Annotated in this window: 19 protein-coding genes; 11 read left to right on the forward strand and 8 right to left on the reverse strand. The window is 73.1% G+C overall.

Annotated features, from left to right (window positions below):
- Window positions 1-15 precede the first annotated feature (15 nt).
- Genes DSY14_RS20570 through DSY14_RS20580 form a run of 3 tightly spaced genes read left to right on the forward strand, consistent with a single transcriptional unit; the run spans window position 16 to window position 2295 of the window.
- On the forward strand, window positions 16-627 hold the full coding sequence (locus DSY14_RS20570) for an allophanate hydrolase subunit 1 (RefSeq protein WP_211718255.1): 612 nt from the start codon (window positions 16-18) through the stop codon (window positions 625-627).
- Window positions 624-1484, forward strand: a complete 861-nt coding sequence (locus DSY14_RS20575) for a biotin-dependent carboxyltransferase family protein (protein ID WP_211718239.1) — start codon at window positions 624-626, stop codon at window positions 1482-1484. The genes DSY14_RS20570 and DSY14_RS20575 overlap by 4 nt, the downstream gene beginning before the upstream one ends.
- Window positions 1485-1491: 7 nt before the next feature.
- Window positions 1492-2295, forward strand: a complete 804-nt coding sequence (locus tag DSY14_RS20580) for a putative hydro-lyase (RefSeq protein ID WP_211718240.1) — start codon at window positions 1492-1494, stop codon at window positions 2293-2295.
- A 69-nt stretch (window positions 2296-2364) separates the two neighbouring features.
- Here the strand turns inward: DSY14_RS20580 and DSY14_RS20585 are convergent, their stop codons facing one another.
- The 6 genes from DSY14_RS20585 to DSY14_RS20610 all read right to left on the reverse strand — a co-directional run bounded on the left by DSY14_RS20585 (window position 2365) and on the right by DSY14_RS20610 (window position 8728).
- On the reverse strand, window positions 2365-2505 hold the full coding sequence (locus tag DSY14_RS20585; protein ID WP_211718241.1) for a hypothetical protein: 141 nt from the start codon (window positions 2503-2505) through the stop codon (window positions 2365-2367).
- Window positions 2506-2643: 138 nt separating this feature from the next.
- Window positions 2644-3342: a hypothetical protein gene (locus DSY14_RS20590; protein ID WP_307851285.1), complete on the reverse strand. Its 699-nt coding sequence runs from the start codon at window positions 3340-3342 to the stop codon at window positions 2644-2646.
- 138 nt (window positions 3343-3480) lie between these two features.
- Window positions 3481-4452: an arsenic resistance protein gene (locus DSY14_RS20595; protein WP_211718242.1), complete on the reverse strand. Its 972-nt coding sequence runs from the start codon at window positions 4450-4452 to the stop codon at window positions 3481-3483.
- A gap of 203 nt (window positions 4453-4655) precedes the next feature.
- Window positions 4656-6896 (reverse strand): glycoside hydrolase family 3 C-terminal domain-containing protein, encoded by a 2241-nt coding sequence (locus tag DSY14_RS20600; protein ID WP_211718243.1) that lies wholly within the window; start codon window positions 6894-6896, stop codon window positions 4656-4658.
- Window positions 6893-7552, reverse strand: a complete 660-nt coding sequence (locus DSY14_RS20605; protein WP_211718244.1) for a TetR/AcrR family transcriptional regulator — start codon at window positions 7550-7552, stop codon at window positions 6893-6895. Before DSY14_RS20605 ends, DSY14_RS20600 begins: the two co-directional genes overlap by 4 nt.
- A 306-nt stretch (window positions 7553-7858) precedes the next feature.
- Window positions 7859-8728 carry an NAD(P)H-binding protein gene (locus DSY14_RS20610; protein ID WP_249188188.1) on the reverse strand — a complete coding sequence of 290 codons (870 nt, stop codon included), beginning with the start codon at window positions 8726-8728 and terminating at the stop codon, window positions 7859-7861.
- A 95-nt stretch (window positions 8729-8823) separates the two neighbouring features.
- Between DSY14_RS20610 and DSY14_RS20615 the strand changes: the two genes are divergently transcribed.
- From DSY14_RS20615 to DSY14_RS20645, 7 genes are all read left to right on the forward strand, one after another.
- A complete protein-coding gene (locus DSY14_RS20615; RefSeq protein WP_211718246.1) occupies window positions 8824-9789 on the forward strand; it encodes an AraC family transcriptional regulator in 966 nt (321 codons plus the stop codon).
- Between the two features lie 428 nt (window positions 9790-10217).
- Window positions 10218-10997: a class I SAM-dependent methyltransferase gene (locus tag DSY14_RS20620; protein ID WP_211718256.1), complete on the forward strand. Its 780-nt coding sequence runs from the start codon at window positions 10218-10220 to the stop codon at window positions 10995-10997.
- Window positions 10998-11049: 52 nt separating this feature from the next.
- Window positions 11050-11553, forward strand: a complete 504-nt coding sequence (locus DSY14_RS20625) for a DUF3592 domain-containing protein (protein ID WP_211718247.1) — start codon at window positions 11050-11052, stop codon at window positions 11551-11553.
- Window positions 11550-12026, forward strand: a complete 477-nt coding sequence (locus DSY14_RS20630) for a DUF3592 domain-containing protein (RefSeq protein WP_211718248.1) — start codon at window positions 11550-11552, stop codon at window positions 12024-12026. The genes DSY14_RS20625 and DSY14_RS20630 overlap by 4 nt, the downstream gene beginning before the upstream one ends.
- A 24-nt stretch (window positions 12027-12050) precedes the next feature.
- Window positions 12051-12203, forward strand: coding sequence for a hypothetical protein (locus DSY14_RS20635; RefSeq protein WP_211718249.1), 153 nt, complete (start codon window positions 12051-12053; stop codon window positions 12201-12203).
- A 113-nt stretch (window positions 12204-12316) separates the two neighbouring features.
- Window positions 12317-12799, forward strand: a complete 483-nt coding sequence (locus DSY14_RS20640) for a DUF1269 domain-containing protein (RefSeq protein WP_211718250.1) — start codon at window positions 12317-12319, stop codon at window positions 12797-12799.
- Window positions 12800-12897: 98 nt separating this feature from the next.
- Window positions 12898-14703: an alkyl/aryl-sulfatase gene (locus DSY14_RS20645; protein ID WP_211718251.1), complete on the forward strand. Its 1806-nt coding sequence runs from the start codon at window positions 12898-12900 to the stop codon at window positions 14701-14703.
- 52 nt (window positions 14704-14755) lie between these two features.
- Here DSY14_RS20645 and DSY14_RS20650 read toward each other — a convergent pair whose 3' ends face one another.
- Complete coding sequence (locus DSY14_RS20650) at window positions 14756-15205, reverse strand: GNAT family N-acetyltransferase (protein WP_211718252.1); 450 nt, start codon at window positions 15203-15205, stop codon at window positions 14756-14758.
- 61 nt (window positions 15206-15266) lie between these two features.
- Between DSY14_RS20650 and DSY14_RS20655 the strand changes: the two genes are divergently transcribed.
- The gene (locus tag DSY14_RS20655; RefSeq protein ID WP_211718253.1) at window positions 15267-15506 is read left to right on the forward strand and encodes a hypothetical protein; all 240 of its coding nucleotides are present in this window, start codon (window positions 15267-15269) and stop codon (window positions 15504-15506) included.
- 30 nt (window positions 15507-15536) lie between these two features.
- Here DSY14_RS20655 and DSY14_RS20660 read toward each other — a convergent pair whose 3' ends face one another.
- Window positions 15537-16373, reverse strand: coding sequence for a TIGR03619 family F420-dependent LLM class oxidoreductase (locus DSY14_RS20660; protein WP_211718254.1), 837 nt, complete (start codon window positions 16371-16373; stop codon window positions 15537-15539).
- Window positions 16374-16462 lie beyond the last annotated feature (89 nt).

Here is a 16462-nt window from a genome sequence, read left to right on the forward strand (position 1 = left end):
GATTTGGAGCAGTCCTTGCGCGTCCTCAACTGCGCGGACACCGGGGTCCTGGTCGAGGTCGCCGACCTCACCCAGGTCATCGCCCTGGGCGCCGCCCTGGAGGCGGCCCCGCTGCCCGGCGTCACCGACGTCGTCCCCGCCGCACGCACCGTCCTGCTGCGGTTGGAACCCGGCGCCGACCCGGCCGCGGTCGCCGCGGCCGTCACCGAGATCCCCTTGGCCGCGGAGATCGCCCGGGGGCCGGGAGAGACCGTCACCATTCCGGTGCACTACGACGGCGAGGACCTCGCCGACATCGCCGACCTCACCGGGCTCAGCCCCCGCGAGGTCGTCCGGGCGCACACCGCCGCCACCTGGACCGTCGCCTTCTGCGGCTTCGCCCCCGGGTTCGGCTACATGGTGAGCGACGACCCCCGACTCCACGTGCCCCGCCGCGGTGAGGCCCGGACCCGCGTGCCCAAGGGGTCGGTCGCGCTGGCCGGCGAGTTCACCGGGGTGTATCCGCGCAGTTCCCCCGGAGGCTGGCAGTTGCTCGGCCGTACCGACGCCGTGACCTGGGACCTCCAACGCGACCCGCCCGGGCTGCTGCGGCCCGGCGTCCACGTGCGTTTCGAGGAGGCCGCGTGAGCTCTCTGGAGATCCTGGCCACCGGCCCCATGACCACCGTGCAGGACACCGGTCGCTTCGGACACGCCGCCCTCGGCGTGGGCCGTTCCGGCGCCGCCGACGTCCGCTCCCACGCCCTGGCCAACCGGCTGCTCGCCAACCCGTCGGAGGCCGCCACCCTGGAGGCCACCCTCGGCGGGCTGCGCGTGCGCGCCCACGGCCCGGTCACCGTCACCGTGACCGGTGCGGAGGCCCCCGTGAAGGTGGACGGACGCGGCGCGGCCGTCAACGAGGTCCTGCACCTGTCCGACGGCGCCCAACTCACCCTCGGTACGCCCACCCGTGGCCTGCGCACCTACCTGGCGGTGCGCGGCGGGATCGACGTGCCGCCCGTGCTGGGGTCGCGCAGCACCGACGTGCTCGCTGGGCTCGGCCCCGCGCTGCCCGCGCCGGGCGACCTGCTGCCCGTCGGCCCCGCCCCCACGGCCCTCCCGGTCCTGGACCACGCACCCAGAGCCCCGGTCGGGGAGGAGGAGGTGGCGCTGCGGGTGCGCCTGGGCCCCCGCGAGGACTGGTTCACCGACGAGGCCCGCCGCGCCCTGCTCACCGACGCCTACGAGGTCACCCCGCGCAGCGACCGGGTCGGCGCCCGCCTGGCCGGCCCGGCCCTGGAACGGGCCCGCGAGGGCGAACTGCCCAGTGAGGGCATGGTGCCCGGTTCACTCCAGGTGCCGCCCGGCGGCGAGCCCGTCCTGTTCCTCGCCGACCACCCCGTCACCGGTGGCTACCCGGTGATCGCCGTCGTGTGCTCCGCGGACCTGCCGCTCGCAGGGCAGGCCCGTCCCGGCACGCGCATCCGTTTCGTCCCGTGGAGGTAGAGCCCACATGAACTCCGAGACCGTCCCGCCGACCTCCCCGGCCGACCTGTCGCCCGCCCGCGCCCGCGCGCTGTTCCGTGACGGACTGCGCGTCCCCACCTCCGGCTACAGCCCCGGGTACGCACAGGCCAACCTGCTCTGCCTGCCGCGCGACCTCGCCTTCGACTTCCTGTTGTTCGCCCAGCGCAACCCAAAGTCCTGCCCGGTGCTGGACGTCACCGAGCCGGGCGACGTGTCCGCCTCGGTGTTCGACGGCGACCTGCGCACCGACCTGCCCGCCTACCGTGTCTACCGCGACGGCAGGTACGTGGAGGAGCGCACCGACGTCACCGACCTGTGGCGCGAGGACCTGGTGTCCTTCCTCATCGGGTGCAGTTTCACCTTCGAGACCCCGCTGCTGGAGGCCGGGGTCCCGGTCCGCCACATCGAGGCGGGCACCAACGTCGCGATGTACGAGACCGACCGGGCCTGCCGCCCGGCGGGCCGCTTCTCCGGGCCGCTCGTGGTGTCCATGCGCCCGATCCCCGCCGACCGGGTCGCCGACGCGGTGCGGATCACCTCGCGCTACCCGGCCGTGCACGGCGCCCCCGTGCACGTGGGCGACCCCGCGGCCCTGGGCATCCGGGATCTGGCCGCACCGGACCACGGGGACCCCGTGGAGGTCCGCGACGGTGAGATCCCGGTCTTCTGGGCCTGCGGGGTGACCCCCCAGGCGGCCGTGATGGCCTCCGCGCCCGAGTTCGCCATCGGACACGCCCCGGGCCACATGGCCATCACCGACGTGCGCGACTCCGCCTACCAGGTGCCCTGAGCCCGAACCCGTGCGGGCGGCGCCCCGGCCCGGGGCGCCGCCCGTGTGCGTCGGGGCCCGGGGATCCCCTCACGGGCACAGGACGTTCTGGTCGAACCAGGCGAGCAAGAGGATCAACAGCACGAGCACGACGATGGTGGAGAGCCGGTCGGACACCGTGCCTCCTTCGGGCCGGGACGGACGAGGAGACCGTTCTACCGGTACTCCCACCTCCTCGCAGGTCGTTGGCCGGTACCGGACGACACCGCGCGTCACCGGTGACACCGGCCCGAGCACGTCCGGGAGGACCCTCGCCGCCGCGGCCCCCCGACACCGGCCCCACCACCGCGGGCGGTCGCCGGCCCCGGATCAGCGCTCCTCGCCCCCGGAGGCGTCCGGGAACGTCTCGGCGGACCGGTCGCGACCACCGACCAGGCGCCGCCCACGGCCGCCACGCGCCCCCTTCATCCGCAGACCGAGTCGGCGCAGTTCCAGTTCCGCCAGGCGCCCCACGACCGTCTCGTCCCCCCGCTGCCAGGCCAGGGCCGGGTCCTGGTGCACGGCCATCAACCGCGCGGGGGAGGCACCGGACAGCGCGCGCAACGCCAGCAGCCGCGTGCGCGCCTCGGGGGTCAGCGCGGCGAGCCGCCTGGTCGTGGTGGCCCGGTGGATCCAGCGGGCGCGCGCCGGCAGCCAGGTCGCGGCGAGCAGGAGCAGCGGGATGACGGCGACCAGGAGCGGGAGGGTGGTCGCCAGTGAGGACACCGACTCCTGGAAGGAGTCCCCGGCCTCGGTCAGCGACGCGCCGGTCTCGCTCAGGGCGGTGAACGGCGCGGCCAGGGCGTCCCCGGCCATCGGTACCCGGCCCACGTTCTCCGCGGCGGTGTTCATGTTCTCGGTGAAGCCCTCACCGGTGCTCGCCATCAGCTCGCCGGGACGGTTCAGGGACAGGATGATCTCGCGCAGGGACAACGCGGCGGAGACCCACACGAACACCCAGACCACGGCGGCCAGGTCGGAGACGAGTTGCAGGCAGGCGCGGACGGGTGTGTCGGCGTAGGGCTTCACGAGGGGCTCCCGGGGGGTGAGGTGGTGGTCGGTCCACGTTCCCCCGTTACCCGTTTCGTTCCCGCCCACGCGAAACCGCCCACCACGACGGGATCGTCGCACGATCTCCGCGCGAGGCGCCGTTCCGACGGGGCCGGTTCAGCGGTCGGTCGGGGCGGCGCTCCGGTCGCGTACCCGCACGATTTGACTGAGGACCGCCAGCACCGGCAACTCCAGCAACGGGCCCACCACCAGCGCCACCGCGATGAGCGGTCGGTCGGGGAACGCCGCCACCGCGATCGCCAGGGCCACCGGCGAGTTCCGCGCCACGGTCGTCATGGTGAGGGTGACCCGCTGGTCCGAGGGCAGCCGCAACAACCGCCCCGTCCCGGCCGCGACCAAGGGCATGACCAGGAAGAACAGGACCAGCGGCAACAGCAGCACGGCGAGGTCGCCCAGGTGCGCCACGACAGTGCGGGACTGCCAGGCGAACATCGCGAACACCGCGACGTACAGAAGCGGCAGCACCGACGCGGAGGCGGCCGACACCAGCCGCTCGTCCCGCCACGTGGTGCCCTTCCACCGACGCGCCGACCACCGGGCCGCCACCGCCACCACCAGGGGCACCACCAGGACCAAGAGCACCGCCTCCACCAGGGTCCCGGAGTCGACCATGGCCGCCTCGCCGCCCAACAGCAGCACGTACACCGGCAACAGCAGCAACTGCAACACCAGGTTCACCGGCAGCACCGCGGCCGCCACGCCCATGTGTCCCCGGGCGAGCCCGGTGAACACCAGGTACCAGTCCGTGCACGGGGTGACCAGCAGGAGCAGGAGTCCGATCCGCAGGTCGGGGACGCCTCCCAACAGGCCGGCGCCCAAGGCCCACGCGAACAGCGGGGTGAACACGAAGTTCAGCACCAGCCCGGCGACCACCACCGCGCGCGCACTCCGCACGGCACGGACCTGGCCGGCGTCCACCTGCACGAACACCGCCACCAGCATGAGCATGAGCGCCGGCAGCACCAGGTGTCCGGCCGGCCCGCCGATCGGCCACAGCAGCCCGGCCCCCGCCCCGAGGACGGCGGCCAGCGCCACGAACACACTCTGGAACTTCTCTGTTGTGGACACCCTGTGGCTTTCCGTGATGCTCCGGACGACTGAGGAGGGGCACGCCGCGCCGGTGCGTGCTCCGGCGCGCCCTCCAGCCTCTCACCTCCGACGACCCCGGGTCGCGGTGGGCGCGGCCCACCGGTGTCCACCCGGGAACGGGCCCCGGGACCGGCCGGGCGCAACCCTGTCGGCCCCGGGCCACGGTGCCTCCCGTGCCGGGCTCAGCCGGTGATCTCGCCCCGATCGATCGCCGCCGTGCGACGCGCCTCCACGTCGGCCACGAGCAGGTCGACCATCTCCTCCGTCACACCGGCCCCGAAGGTCGCCAGGGCCACGATCGGCATCGAGTCGGCCATCCGCAACAGGTCCTCGGGGATCGCGTCCAACTCCTCCATGCCGGAGCGGACCTCCGCCAGGACCGGACCTCCGATCGCGTGCGATCGCCAGGCCTCGATGGTGGAACGTCGGGTCAGCGGGGGCACGAACCGGTCGCCCGCACTCTCGATCTCCCCCGTCAGCCGCACGTCCCGGGAGGAGGCGCCCACCGACACGGTGAAGGTGTCCGCCGCCAACGACCAGCGGTGGTGCTCGGGGTCCCAGGTGGACAGGTCACGGCCGCTCAGGGGCAGCTCCACACGGGCGCTCTCGCCGGGCTCCAGCGCCACCTTCGCGAAGCCGCGCAGCTCCCGCGCCGGCCGGGTGGGATACCGCTGGGCCGTCCCCGTGTACAGCTGGGCGACCTCCCGGCCGGCCCGATCCCCGGTGTTGGTGACCGTGAACGCCACCGTCCACGTGTCCGTCCCGTTCCCGGAGACCTCCAGTTCGGAGTAGCCGAACGTCGTGTAGGTGAGCCCGAAGCCGAAGGGGTGCGCCACCGGCCGGTCCAGGGTGTCGAAGTGCCGGTAGCCGACGAACACCCCCTCGCCGTAGCGCACGTGCCCGTGCTCACCGGGGAAGTTCAGGTAGGAGGCGTGGTCGGACAGGCGCAGCGGGATGGTCTCGGTCAGTCGGCCCGACGGGGACACCGCACCGGTGAGCACGTCCACGGTGGCCGCCCCGCCCTCCTGGCCCAGCAGCCACCCCTCCAGCACCGCGTCGGCCTCGTCCTGCCAGTCGGCCACCGCCACCACGCCGCCGTTGGACAGCACCACCACGACCCGATCGCTCACCCGGCGTACCCGGGAGAGCAGGTCCCGCTGTTCGGCGGGCAGGTCGATGTCGGTGCGGTCGAACCCCTCCGACTCCAGGTCCTCCGGCAACCCCAGGAAGAGCACGGTGGTGTCGGATCCCTCCGCCAGTGCCACCGCCTCGTCGGCCAGATGCGGTGCCGGCGTCCCGTCCAGGGTGAACCCGGGGGCGAACCGCGTCGGGAACTCCCCGGCCACCTCCTGGAACGCCTCCAGGGCACCGGTCAGACCGGTCGGCACCACGTGGGAGGAACCGCCGCCCTGGTAGCGGGGCGTGCGGGCGAACGCGCCCACGACCGCCACCGATCGGCCCGGTGTCAGCGGCAGCGCCCCGCCGTCGTTCTTCAGCAGGACCAGTGCCTCGGCGGCGGCGTCCCGCGCCAACGCCCGATGCGCCTCGTGTTCGGGGGAGCGGGTGGTGTCGGTGGCCACGCGTTCCTGGACACGCGCGAGTCGCGTGACCACCGTGTCGAGCACCGACGCGTCCAGGGCGCCCGACGTCACCGCGTCGACGATCCGGTCGTCGGTCCCACTGGGCGGCATCTCCAGATCCAACCCGGCGCGCACCGCCTCGACCCGGTCGACCACGGCGCCCCAGTCGGAGACCACCACGCCGTCGAAACCCCACTCCTCGCGCAGCACCGTGGTGAGCAGCCACGGGTCCTGGCTCGCGTACACGCCGTTGATCCGGTTGTAGGAGCACATCACCATCGCCGGCGCGGTGGTCCGGACGACCTCCTCGAACGCCGACAGGTAGATCTCGCGCAGGGTGCGCTCGTCCACGTCGGAACTGGACCGCATCCGGTCCGTCTCCTGGTTGTTGGCGGCGAAGTGCTTCACGCACGCGCCCACACCCTCGGACTGGATCCCCTCCACCAGTGCGGCGGCGATGCGCGCGGTCACGTGCGGATCCTCGGACACGTACTCGAAGTTGCGTCCGCACAGGGGCGAACGCTTGATGTTCATGCCGGGGCCGAGCACCACGTCCACGCCCATGGCGCTCGCCTCGATGCCCAGCGCCGCGCCGACCCGGCGCACCAGGTCGGGGTTCCACGTCGAACCGAGGGCGACCGCCGGGGGGAAGCAGGTGGCGGGTTCGCTTCCACCGATGCCGAGGTGGTCGGCCTCCTCGCGTTGCTGTCGGATCCCGTGCGGGCCGTCCGCCAGGTGCAGACGGCGCAGGACCCCGGGGATCGGCGTGCTGTGCCAGGTGTCGGAACCGGAGGTGGCGGAGGCCTTCGCGGCCGTGTCGAGACGGGAGGCGTCGGTGCTCATACGGACCTTTCGTCGGGCGTTGGGGCTGTTCCGGTGGTCGGCGCCGGGGCGTCCGGCGGGTGACGGTCGGGGGCGGCGATCCCCAGGCTCCGTAGGAAGGCCACGACCGCGGCGCGCATGTCGACGGCGTCGGGGTCGAGGAGCCACTGGACCTGGAGCCCGTCCTGGAGGGCGATGAACTGTCGGGCGGCCGTCTCGGGGGAGGGGTCCGGCCGGCCGTCGAGCAGGGCGGCGAAGGCGGGGACGAGGAGTGCGCGCAGGGAGCGGTAGCGGTCGAGGAAGTACGGGTGCGCGGGGTGCGCGGGGTCGGTGGCCTCCGCGGACAGGTGGACGTAGAGCGCGACCGCGCCCGGGGTGCGGGAGTTGCGATCGACGATGCGCACGAGGTGGTCGATGAGTTCGCGGTGACCGATCCCCGGACCGAGGACCGGGAGCGCGTCGATCTCGTCGCGGCGACGCAGGACGTGGAGGAGGGTGGCCTCCTTGTCGGGGAAGTGGTGCAGGACCCCGGCGTGGGTGAGCCCGGCCCGTGCGGCGATGTCCCGCAGGGAGACGGCACGGTAGCCCGATCGCGCGAAGAGCGCGCCGGCGGCGTCGATGATGCGCCGCCGGGTGCGTTCGCCCTTGGTGCTTCGGGCGCGTTCCGTGTCCGTCACGGGGCACTCTCCTCGTGCGTGGCGGGTCCCGGCCCGGCACCCGTGCCACCGCGTGGGTGGTGCCACCCGCCGGTGGCGTGCGCGTGCGACGGAGCGCCGGTCGACCGGATCAGAACCTACCAGGTGGTCACTTTGTGATGCCAGACACAAAGCGTGCTCGGTGGATGTGCTCGGCCCCGGCCGTACCGGTGGGAGCGGCCCCGTGCGTCGGAACCCCCGTCGGCGCCGCTCACGCGCCCCACGGATCCGCGCCTCTCGCCGGTCCGGGGCCGGTCGCCGACCGGCCCCGGACCGCGGTCTTCTCCCTCACGCCTTCCGGTTCCAGACACCGGTCGCGGCGGCCTTCGCGGCGTAGTCCTCGAACCCGCCCGCCGGTCGTCCGAGGGCGCGGCGCACCCCGTCGGTCGGCTCCACGTTGCGGCCGTCGAGGACCTCCTGGACCAGCGCGACCAGGCCGCGCGCCAGTTCCTCCGGCGTGCCCTGGGCCGCGGCACCGGCGACGAACTCGTCCGGGGTCACCTTCAGGTGGGCGACGGGGCGCCCTGTCGCCGCGCCCAGGACACCGCCGGCCTCGGCGAAGCTCAACGCGCGGGGCCCGGTGAGTTCGTAGAGCTCACCGGCGTGACCCGGTTCGGTGAGGGCCCGCACGGCGATCTCCGCGACGTCGTCCAGGTCCACGAACGGTTCGGGCACGTCCGCCACGGGCAGGGCCAGGGTCCCCGAACGGACCGCGTCCAGGAAGAAGCCCTCGGAGAAGTTCTGCGCGAAGAAGGAGCAACGGAGCACGGTGAGGTCGGGGAAGTGGGCCCGCACCTCCTGCTCCGCCCGCTGCGCCTCCGGTTCGCCCCGCCCGGACACCAGGGCCATCCGGCGCACCCCCTGTGCGGCGGCGCGCTCGGCGAAGGCCGCGACGGTGGCGCCCGCCCCGGGAAAGGCCAGGTCGGGGTGGTAGCAGAGGTACACGGCGTCCGTCCCCTCCAGGGCCGTGTCCCAGGTGTCGGGGGAGTGCCAGTCGAAGCGCGGGGTGTCGGTCGGCGGGTGGCCCGCCCGGGAGCCGACCCGGTGGTCGACGCCCCGCTCGGTCAGGAGTCGGGTGAGGCGGCGGCCGGTCATGCCGGTGCCTCCGGTGACGAGGACGCGTCGCGTGCCGCTGTGGGTGGTGCTGTTCGTGTTCATGTCTTCAGTACAGCGGGAAAGGGTTGGACGGAACATGGTTCATCTGCTGGACTGCATAAGAGAACGTCCAGATTCGGCCCGGCCGGGAGAAACCCATGGACCCCTTGGTGCACCTGATGGACGGACCCCGCGCCCGCTCCGCCTTCACCCTGCGGGTGGTGATGGGCCCGCCCTGGGCCATCGACGTCCGGGACGGGGCCGCGCTCGCGTTGGTGGTGGTCACCGGTGGGCGGGTCTGGCTGCGTCGTGAGGGCGTCGACCCCGTCCCCGCGGGCCCCGGCGACGTGCTGCTCGTGCGCGGCCCGGAGCCCTACGTGGTGTCGGGCGACCCCGACACCACGCCCCGGACCGTCGTCGAACCCGGGAACCGATGCGTGGATCTCGACGGTCGCGAACTCCGCCTCAGCATGGGTCACGGCGTCGGCACCTGGGGGAACGACGCCGAGGGTCCCGACACCATGATCATCGGAGCCTACGAGGACACCGGCGAGATCGGCCGCCTGGCCCTGGCCGCGCTGCCCCCCTTGGCGGTGCTGCCCGCCGGCTCGGTCGACGCCGCCGTCGTCGCGCTCCTCACGCGGGAGATCACCACCGCGCGCGTGGCCCAGAGCGCCCTCAACGACCGCCTCCTGGACTGCCTCCTGGTCATGTCGGTCCGTGCCTGGCTGGAGTCGCACCCGGACAGCGCCCCGAACTGGCTCAGTGGCCGGCACGACCCGGTGGTCGCCCGGGCCCTCGACCTGGTGCACGAGCACCCGGACCACGCCTGGACCCTGGACGCGTTGGCGCGGAGGTGTGCGGTGTCCCGGGCCACGTTGGCCGCGCGCTTCACGCGCGGGGTGGGCGATCCGCCCATGTCCTACCTGCGGAACTGGAGGTTGACCCTGGCCTGTGACCTGCTGGTCGCCGAACCCGACCTGGGTCTGGGGTCGCTGGCCGCCCGGGTGGGGTACGGGAGCGCGTTCGCGTTCAGCACGGCCTTCAAGAACCGGTTCGGTGCGAGCCCGACCGAGTACCGACGCGCCAAGACCGGGGCCGCCCACGCCGTGGGCGTCTCCTGAGACCCCGGGCCCCGCTCTCCAGGGTGGGCCGTGTTCGTGGCGAGCCTCCGGCTCGGCGGAACCGGGCCGAGCGCACCGTGACGTCGAAGAACGGCGCGGATCAGCGCTCCCCACCCGTGACGGTGGCCCCGTCCGCGTCGTCGCCCAGGTCCCGCCCGGTGGAACCCGCCTACCGGGACGGGCCCGAACCACGCCGACGCCGCCCACACGTGACCGCGATCGGTGGCCCGGACCCGCCGGGCCCGGACCTGCGGTGCACGCTCCGGAACCCTCAGGCGCCGACCCCGGGGCGCTCCCGCGCGAGAGCGGCACCCCGGGCACGCCCGGGGGCGGTGGAGACCAGGGGGAGGCGGGTTCGGCGCACACGGTGGAGCCGCGGCTCCTAGGATGCGGGGCGGAGCGACACCACCCCCGACGCGAGGAGCATGATGGACGACCCCACTCAGGCCTTCACCGGACTCACGGAGTACTACCGGGACCATCGACCGGACTACCCCGTGGAGGCCTTGGGGCTCCTGCGCGGCCTCGTGCTCGACGGGGCCGACGAGCCCCGACTCCTGCTCGACGTCGGCGCCGGTACCGGCATCTCCACCCGCGCCCTGCGCGCCGTCTTCGGCCCCGGGCCCCGCGTGGTGGGGGTCGAACCCGGCCACGACATGCGGGCCACCGCCCTCGCCGAGGACGGAGAGGTGGAGTACGTGGACGCCCGCGCCGAGGCGATCCCCTTCCCCGACGCCTCCGCGGACCTGGTGCTCACCGCCCAGGCGGTCCACTGGTTCGACCGCCCGACCTTCTTCGCCGAGGCCGCCCGGCTCGTGGCCCCCGGCGGCGTCGTGGCCGTGCTCAACAACGACCGTGACCTGGACAGTCCGTTCATCGACGACCACGAGACCCTGTTGGAACGGCACAGCCCCGGCTACGACCGCCACTACCGTTCCTACGACCTGGTCGGGGAACTGTCGGACGTCGGCGGATGGGTCGACGCCACCGAACACGGCTTCGGTTGGGTCCGTGAACTCACCCCCGACGGGTACCTCGGCATGGCCCTGTCCTCCAGCAGGATGGCGGCCGCGGCGCGCGCGATCGGAGAGGACCGCCTGCGCTCCGCTCTGCGCGCCCTCACCGACCGGCACTTCCCGGACGGCCGTGTCCGGGTCCCCTACGTCACCCGGCTGGTCACGGCCCGTCGGGCCCGGGCCCAGGTGTGAATCCTCTCTGAGGGGTAGGACGTCGGCGCAGACGTCCCCCGGGAGGGTTTCAGTGGAGCAGGTCTTCGCACTCGCGTCCGTCGTCGCCGACTCCGGTCGGCTCCGGTCCCCGGTGGGGACCATGCTGGTGGGCGCGCTCTTCCTCTGGGCCTTCCTCGGCTACAGGCTGCTGCGCATCGAGAGGGTGCGCCGCCGCGACGCCGGGATGGCCGCCGCCTGGCCGGTCGCGGTCGGCACGATCGTCGGTTCCCGGCCGACCTGGGGCCGGCCGTCCCCGCCCGTCCCCGAATTCACCGGGACCCGGACCGCCGAGGTCGAGAAGGTGGGGATCGCCTACGCGTTCGAGGTGGACGGGCGGGCGTACGAGGGGGACGTTCCCACCCCGGCGGAGCTCACCCGACGCCGGTGGGGGTCCACGCGCTCATGGAAGTACGCCGAGCGGCACCCCGCCGGGAGCACGATCACCGTGCGGTACGACCCGGAGGATCCCACCCGCAACTGCGCCGACCCCGACACCCCGGTGCCCGCCGAGCCGAGTCCGGAGGAGGGGCCGTGAGCCCTCTCGTCGCCGTCTCCCTGGAGGAGTTCTTCTCGCTCCGGATGCTGGTCGCGGCGGTCGCCCTGCCCGTACTCACCGCATGGCTGCTGTACCTGTGGCTCCGCCTGGTCCGCCGCGGACGTCGGGACGCCCGCAGTACCGAGTCCTGGTCGAGCACCATCGGGACCATCGTGTTCTCCAAGCCGGTCTGGGGGCGTCCGCCCAACCCCTTCACCCGGTCCGACGCGGATCGGGACACCCTCAAGAGCGAACGTGTGGGTGTGGCGTACACGTTCGAGGTGGACGGGCGGGCGTACGAGGGGGACGTTCCCACCCCGGCGGAGCTCACCCGACGGCGTTGGGGCGTGCACCGGGCCTGGCGGTACTCTCGACGCCACCCGGTGGGGAGCACGATCACCGTGCGGTACGACCCGGAGGATCCCACCCGCAGCTGCGCCGACCCCGACACCCCGGTGCCCGCCGCCGGGTAGGCATTCACGAGGGAGGAGGAATCCGTGGAACTCGGGACACTCGGCTACCTGCTCGTCGCCGCCGCCGTCCTGGCCTGGGGGTACGGCCTCTACCGACTGGTGCGCCGTCAGGTGCGCCGCGAGAACGATCCGGACGACCCCGGCTTCGGTCCCGGCGGCCCACTGCGCGATCTGTAATGTTTTGCGCGATACGTCCCCGCCACTGACGTTGACCAGAGGTGCTCCGGGAAAGGCTCCGGGCCGAGACCCGGGATCACGGGTCGGGAACCGACGACGGGAAACCATCATCCATGGCGCAGCTGATCGTACTCGGGGTGGCCGACCGCGACACCGCGGAGCGAGCGCTCGACATCGCCTCGGAACTCAGCGAGCAGGAACTCCTCCGGCTGGAGGACGCGGCCTACGCCTACAAGGACGACAAGGGACGACCGCGGATCCACCAGACCGTCGACCTCACCGGATACGGCGCCGCCGGGGGCGCTCTGTGGGGCACCCTCATCGGCATGCTGTTCCTCAACCCGCTCTTGGGCCTGGCCGTGGGCGCGGGGGCGGGCGCGCTCGCCGGGAGACTGGGTGACGTCGGCATCGACGACGACATGATCCGGCGTATCGGCTCCGAACTCCGGCAGGGCCGCGCCGCGGTGTTCCTGCTCGCCGCCGACGCCACCACCGACCGGGTCGTCGACGCCTTCAGGGCGCTCCACCCCACCGTGATCCGGACCAACCTGTCCAGGGACAACGAACGGGAGCTCGTCGAGGCGCTCCGCTCCTGAGGACGCCGGACCCCGGGCCCCGAGGGCCCGCAGCCCCCTCCCACGCCGCCGGTGCGGGCCGCCCGCGCCGGCGGCGGTCGGTACGACGAGGAGAAGTGATGACCGGGAACGGACACAAGGACACGGCCACGGTAGGCGACTTCGCCGACGCCGACCGCGGACTCATCGCCCGGTTGGATTCGGGACGGATCCGGGACGACCAGGGGCGGGTGGTGTGGGACACCGACGCCTACGCCTTCCTCGACGAGGACCGCCCCGACACCGCGCACCCCGGCCTGTGGCGCCAGTCCCGCCTGTGCGCCGAGCAGGGTCTGTACGAGGTCACCGAGGGCATCTACCAGGTCCGCGGCCTGGACCTGTCCAACATGACCCTGGTCGAGGGCGATCAGGGCGTCCTGGTCGTCGATCCCCTGACCTCCGCCGAGACGGCCCACGCGGGTCTGGGCCTGTACCGGTCGCGGCGCGGCGACCGGCCGGTCAGCGGCGTGATCTACTCGCACTCCCACGTCGACCACTTCGGTGGGGTCGGCGGCGTCACCGACGGCAACGTTCCCATCCTCGCCCCGAAGGGGTTCCTGGAGCACGCGGTCTCGGAGAACGTCTACGCCGGTCCTGCCATGGCCCGGCGCGGTGTGTTCCACTCCGGATCCCAGCTGAGACCCGGACCGCGCGGCCGCATCGGGGTGGGTCTGGGCCAGGCCGGTTCGACCGGCACGGTCACCCTCATCGCCCCCAACCGGGACATCACCCGCACCGGCCAGGAGGAGGTCGTGGACGGGGTGCGCATCGTCTTCCAGATGACCCCCCACACCGAGGCCCCCGCGGAGATGAACTTCTACTTCCCCGAGCACCGGGCCCTGTGCGTGGCCGAGAACGCCACCCACAACCTGCACAACCTGCTCAGCCTGCGCGGCGCCCTGGTCCGGGACGCCCGTTCGTGGTCGCGCTACCTCGACGAGTCCCTGGAGTTGTTCGGGCACGACGCCGACGTCCTGTTCGCCTCCCACCACTGGCCCACCTGGGACACCGACCGGATCGTCGCCTTCCTGAGCGCGCAACGGGACCTCTACGCCTACCTGCACGACCAGACCGTGCGCATGATGAACCAGGGCCTGGTGGGCGCGGAGATCGCCGAACGCTTCCAGATGCCGCCCTCCCTGGAGCGGAAGTGGCACACCCGCGGCTACCACGGGTCGGTCAGCCACAACGTCAAGGCGATCTACCAGCGCTACATGGGCTGGTTCGACGGGAACCCCGCCCATCTCTGGCAGCACCCGCCCGAGGAGGCGGCCCGCAGGTACGTGGCGTGCATGGGCGGCGTGGACGAGGTGGTCCGCATGGCCGACGAGTACCTGGCCGACGGCGACCTCAGGTTCGCCGCCACCCTGCTCGACCACGCGGTCTTCGCCGATCCCGGGCACGGCCGGGCCCGAGCCGCCCTGGCCGGAGTGTACGAGCGGCTGGGGTTCGGCGCGGAGAACGGCACGTGGCGCAACTACTACCTCCAGGGCGCGGCCGAACTGCGTCAGGGCAAGCGCGCGTCCGCCGTGGACGCGGGCGCCGGCGTGACCTCGGCGCTGTCCGTGGAGCAACTGTTCGCGACCCTGGCGATCCGGATCGACGGCCCCAAGGCGTGGAACGAGCACTTCGTCATCGACTGGGTGTTCACCGACCTGGACACCGTCCACCGCACCACCCTGTCCCACGGGGCGTTCACCAGCCGTGAGAAGCCGCGGTGGGGCGAGCCCGACCTGGCGGTCACCCTGAACAAGTTCCGGCTGTTGCGGTTGCTCGCCGGGAAGGGCACCGAGGGGATGTCGTTCGCGGGCGACGGGACGTTGGTGGACCGGCTGATGGGCCTGCTGGAGGAGCCCGACCCGGTCTTCGACGTCGTGACCCCGTGAGGTCGGGGCGCGGCCACCGCGCGAGCCGACCGGGGACCCGCGGTCCGCGTGGTCAGGCGAGTGTCTTCTTGAAGCCGACGTGGGAGGCCTCGTACCCCAGACGCTCGTAGAAGCGGTGGGCGTCCTCGCGCGTGGCGTCGGTGGTCAGTTGGAGCAGCGCGCAGCCGCGCCGCTCGGCCTCGTGCTCGGCCCACCGCAGCAACGCGGTGCCCAGACCACCGCCGCGTTCGTCCGCGTGCACGCGGACGCCCTCCACCTGGGCGCGGGTGGTGGCGGTCCGGGACAGCCCCGGCAGCAGGGGCAGCTGGAGGGTGCCCACCACACGCCCATCGCGGCGCGCCACCGCCAGGTACTGGTGCGGGTCGGCGTCGATGACCGCGAAGGCGCGCAGGTAGGGGTCGAGGTCGTCGGGGGTCTCGCGGCCCGCTCCCAGAGGGTCGTCGGCGAGCAGGGCGACGATCGCCGGGACGTCCTCGACGCGGGCACGTTCGATGGTCGGCATGCGGCCCAAGGTACGCGCCACACCCCGGGTGCCGCCGCCCGGGGTCAATTAGTGTTGACTCATGGACAGCACCGAACAACTGGAAGAACTCGCGGGCGCCCTGCGTGATCAGGACACCCTGGAGGCGCTGGAGACCCTCGTGGCGCTGCGGTCGGAGTCGGAGCGGATCGAGTCCGTCCTGGTCCGGCGTGCCCGTCACCAGGGGGCGACGTGGGCCCGGATCGCCGAGGCGCTCGGAGTGTCCAAGCAGGCCATCCACAAGAAGTACGGCGGGGGAGGGTGGCTGCGCTCGCAGCGATGATCCCGCCGGTGGTGCGCGGCCCCGGTCCGGTCACCGCAGCGCGGCCACGAACCGCAGCATGCGCTCGGCGAACCCCTCCGCCTCCCCGAACCACACCGCCACCGCGTCCGCGCCGGAGGCCGTGAGCGCGCGGAAGTTCTCCACCGCCGCCCCGAACGCCTCCTCGCCTCCGGTCCAGGCCATCCTCACCCCGGCGCGCACCGGACGGTCGGTCAGTCCGCGCAGTCGATCACGGGACGCGCGGAAGGCCTCCGGATCCGGGTCCAGGCCCTGCCACTCGTCGGCCCACTCCGCCGCCCGGCGCAGGGCGGCGTCCGATCCACCGCCCACCGTGACCGGGATCCGCCGTGCGGGACGGGGCTCGAAGTACCCCTGCTCGTAGGAGTGGAACCGGCCCCGGAACGGGCCCTCGCCCTCGAACAGATGCCGCATCAGGGCCAGCGCCTCGTCCGTGCGCGCACCGCGGGTGCGAAAGTCCGACCCCAGCGCGGCGAACTCCTCACGGGACCAGCCCACACCCACCCCGAGCGTGAACCGTCCCCCCGAGAGTCGGTCCAGGGTCGCGGCCTGCTTCGCGGTGACGAACGGGTCCCGCAGCGGCAGCACCAGCACCGAGGTGCCCAGCCGCACGCGTCGGGTGCGCGCCGCCAGGTAGGAGAGCGTCACCAAGGGTTCGTAGACACCGCCGAACGTCGTTCCGTGGGGCTTGGGCGGCAGCACGTGATCGGGCAGCCAGACGGTGTCCACACCGAGTTCCTCGGCCCGCACCCCCACGTCGACCAGGTGCGAGACGGGCATGTCGGGTGACTCGTCGGGCAGTACCACCTGGAGCCGCGCACCGGTCAGTGGTTCGGTCAGTTCGCTCATGCGGTGACGCTAACCGCCCGCACCGGCGTGAGGGTAGGCCCCACGCGGCCCATCCCGGTGCCACGCGGCCTCACTCGCTCCCTCACGGC

This window comes from Nocardiopsis sp. MG754419 (assembly GCF_018207095.1).
In the GTDB taxonomy this organism is placed as follows: Bacteria; Actinomycetota; Actinomycetes; order Streptosporangiales; family Streptosporangiaceae; genus Nocardiopsis.